Annotated in this window: 4 protein-coding genes; all 4 read right to left on the reverse strand. The window is 73.1% G+C overall.

All coding sequences use genetic code 11. The features are described 5' to 3' along the window. The coding region (locus ACTS11_RS04350) for a DMT family transporter (protein ID WP_442639119.1) at positions 1-806 on the reverse strand (806 nt) is incomplete at its 3' end. After that, positions 803-1321 carry a GNAT family N-acetyltransferase gene (locus ACTS11_RS04355; RefSeq protein ID WP_442639120.1) on the reverse strand — a complete coding sequence of 173 codons (519 nt, stop codon included), beginning with the start codon at positions 1319-1321 and terminating at the stop codon, positions 803-805. The genes ACTS11_RS04355 and ACTS11_RS04350, both read right to left, overlap by 4 nt. Before the next feature lie 48 nt (positions 1322-1369). Continuing rightward, positions 1370-2194: a hypothetical protein gene (locus tag ACTS11_RS04360; RefSeq protein ID WP_442639121.1), complete on the reverse strand. Its 825-nt coding sequence runs from the start codon at positions 2192-2194 to the stop codon at positions 1370-1372. A 55-nt stretch (positions 2195-2249) separates the two neighbouring features. Continuing rightward, complete coding sequence (locus tag ACTS11_RS04365; protein ID WP_442639122.1) at positions 2250-3188, reverse strand: pirin family protein; 939 nt, start codon at positions 3186-3188, stop codon at positions 2250-2252. Between the last annotated feature and the right edge of the window lie 139 nt (positions 3189-3327).

Here is a 3327-nt window from a genome sequence, read left to right on the forward strand (position 1 = left end):
GCCACGTATTCGTAGGAGGCGACGACCGAGGCGGTGCCCAGCCGGTAGGCCTGCGTGATCGTGTAGCCCACGAAGGACGAGATGACGCCGAGCACGGCGAAGACCCAGAGGTCGTCCGTCTCGGGCCAGACCCAGGCGCGCAGGAGGAAGACGAGGGGGCTGTCCTCCCGGCCCGCGGCGAAGCGGCCATCGCCCGCGACGGCGAAGAAGCCGAGGCTCACCACGATGAAGGCGCACTGGATGTAGATTGCCATGGCGGACGCCGCCGAGCGCGCGCCGAGCTTGCGGGTCAGGACCTGCATTCCCGCGTAGCAGGCCGCCGCGACGACCGGCAGCGCGAGGCTCCAGCGGGGGATGCCGCTCCAGTCGACGCCGGGCGCGACCATGACGCCGACGCCGAGCAGGCCGACCGCGACCGCCAGAAGGCGCCTGCGCCCCACCGGCTCGCCCAGCACGGGGATCGCGAGCAGCGTGATGAAGAGCGGCGCGACGAAGAAGAGCGCCGTCGCCGCGCCCAGCGGCATCGCCGAGATCGCGAGGAAGAACAACATGTTCGCCGCCACGATCAATCCGGCCCGCACGGCGTGGAGCACGGGGCGGTCGGTCCTGAGGAGCGTGGGCCCGCCCTCGAGCATCAGGAAGACGAAGCCCGCGACGAGCGCGATCACCGAGCGGAAGAGGACGATCTGGTGCAGCGGATAGCCCCCGGAGAGGAGCTTGATCAGCATGTCGTTGATCGAGATGCAGAGCATTCCCACGAGGATGAAGAGGATCGCGCGCCCCGTGCGGCCGGAGGCGTCCGTCATGTCCCGCCCCCCGCCGCGAGGCGGCGCGCGAGCGCGCCCGCGTCCGGCCAGGAGACCGTGATCGCAGGCACGGGAACGCCGAGGATGTCGTCCTCGAAGACCGGGCCCTCCGCCCCGCCCCAGGCGCGGTAGACGGCGCGCGCGGCATGGTTCTCCGCCAGCACCTCGAGGCGGAACGCGCCCGACACCGTGGCCGCCGCGGCGGCGGTCAGCGCGCGCCCGATCCCCCTGCCCTTCAGGTCCGGCCGGACATGCAGGTTGTCGAGGAGCGCGCCCTCCCCCGCATCGGGACGCACCGCCGCGAAGCCCGCCAGCGCGCCGTCCTCCCCATGCGCGACCAGCACCCTGCGCCCCGCTCCCGCCTCGGGACGCCACTTCTCGGCCAGCCAGCGGTCGAGCGGCGCGCCGAGACGGTCGGGCGGCAGGATCGCGTCATAGGATGTCCGCCAGCTCGCCGCGTGGAGGCGCGCGATGGCGGGCAGGTCGGTCGGCGTGGCGGCGCGAATAGTTGGCATTCGGGACATGTCGGCACCCTGCCCCCGCCCGCGTCCGGCCGCAACGGGTCACGGCTTGGCGGCCTGGCTGGGCGGAACCGAGGCGGCCTGCTCCCGGATGGCCGTCCCGACGATCACGGCGGCGTCGAGGATGAAGCGCAGCGTCTCGCCGGTCTGCTCGAAGCTGTAGATATGCGGTCCCGTCGCGCTGTCATAGGCGATGTCGAGCTTCAGCCCCGGCGCCGCGTCCTCCGGAGGCGTGGTCACGGCGCGGAAGAGGGTCACCACGTCGGCCACGTCCGGCAGGCTCCACGACCCGTCCGCCGGGTTCAGCACGCGGAGGCTCCAGGGCCCGGCCCGTCCGGCCAGCGACAGCGTGACCTCGCGCACCCGCGTCGGGACGGGGACACCCGCTTCCCCGGCGAGCATCGCCGGCACGTCGGCCCAGAGGCCCATCACCTCGTCCGCCGCGCCCGCGCCCATGCCGAGCTCGAAGGTGAGCGTTCCGTCGACGAAGAGGTCGGCGTGGCATTGCACCCCCGGCGGACCGGGGCGGCACATCAGGATGCGTCCCACCGGCTCGCCCTCGGCCGTCTGGAGCATCAGGACCACGCCGCTCGTCAGGTAGTTGACCGAGACCATGTGCCCCTCGTTCGGCACGAACTCGTAGGCCATGAGGTCCACGCCCCCGTCCGCCCGGCGCGACAGCTGGCAGCCGATCGCGCCTCCGAACAGCCCCGGCTCGGCGGCGAGGCGCACCGGCAGGGTCGGCATGGCGGCGGGGTCGAGCCCCTCGGCGCGCAGCACCTCGGAGCAGCGGGCGGGGTCGAAGGCGAAGGCGGGCCCGAGCCCCGCCAGAAGCGCGACGATGCCGAAACCCGCCGACCAGCGCATCCCCGAACCCTCCGTTCGAACGCAGGGCCGAGGCTAGCACGGCGCGGGGCGCCCGTCACCGCTCGGGCAGCGGGATGAACTCGGCGTCGTCGGTCGGCGGCAGGCGGAAGCGGCCGTGCTGCCAGTCGCCCTCGCGCCAGGCCTCCTTGGCGGCCTCGATCCGCTCCTTCGTGGAGGCGACGAAGTTCCACCAGATGTAGCGCGGCCCCTCCAGCGTGTCGCCGCCGAGGAGCATCACCCGCGCCCCGTCCGGCCCCGCCGTCATCGAGACGCGGTCGCCCGGGCGGAAGACCATCATCCGGCCCGCCTCGAACCGCTCGCCCGCGATCTTCACGGCACCCTGCACCACGTAGGCGCCCCGGTCCTCGTGGTCGTCCGGAAGCGGCAGCTTCGCGCCCGGCTCGAGCACGGCGTCGATGTAGAACATGCCCGAGGCCACGGGCACCGGCGCGCGCTCGCCATAGGCGGTGCCGAGGATCAGGCGCAGGCGCTTGCCCTCGCCCTCGAGCATCGGCAGCGCGTCGCGCCCGGCATGGACGAAGTCCGGCGCGCCATCCTCAGCCCCGGCGGGCAACGCGAGCCAGGTCTGGATGCCCGAGAGCCGGTAGGGCGCGGCCAGCATCTCGCCGTCGATCCGCTCGGAATGGGTGATCCCGTGACCCGCCGTCATCAGGTTCACCGCGCCGGGCTCGATCCACTGGTCGGTCCCGAGGCTGTCGCGGTGGTGGAAGCGGCCCTCGTAGAGGTAGGTCACGGTCGCGAGCCCGATATGCGGATGCGGCCGGATGTCGACGCCGCGCCCGGTGATGAACTCGGCCGGTCCCATCTGGTCGAAGAAGATGAAGGGCCCGACCATCTGCCGCCTGGGCGCGGGCAGCGCGCGGCGCACCTCGAAGTCGCCGAGGTCGCGGGCGCGCGGGACGATGACGGTCTCGATGGCGTCCACGGCGTCGCCGGTGGGGCAGTCGGGATCGAGGGCGGGGTTCCAGCTCATGGGCGCATCTCCTGGTCGGTGTCCCCGAGCATATGGGCGAGGCCGCCGCCGCGCCAATCCGCAGGGTCCGAACAGCTTCGGTTCGCCGACTCACAGAACGCCGGGCGCAAGCTCGCCAACGCCGCGTCGGGCGCCTGGG

The organism is Roseicyclus sp. (assembly GCF_052168335.1).
GTDB lineage: Bacteria > Pseudomonadota > Alphaproteobacteria > Rhodobacterales > Rhodobacteraceae > Roseibacterium.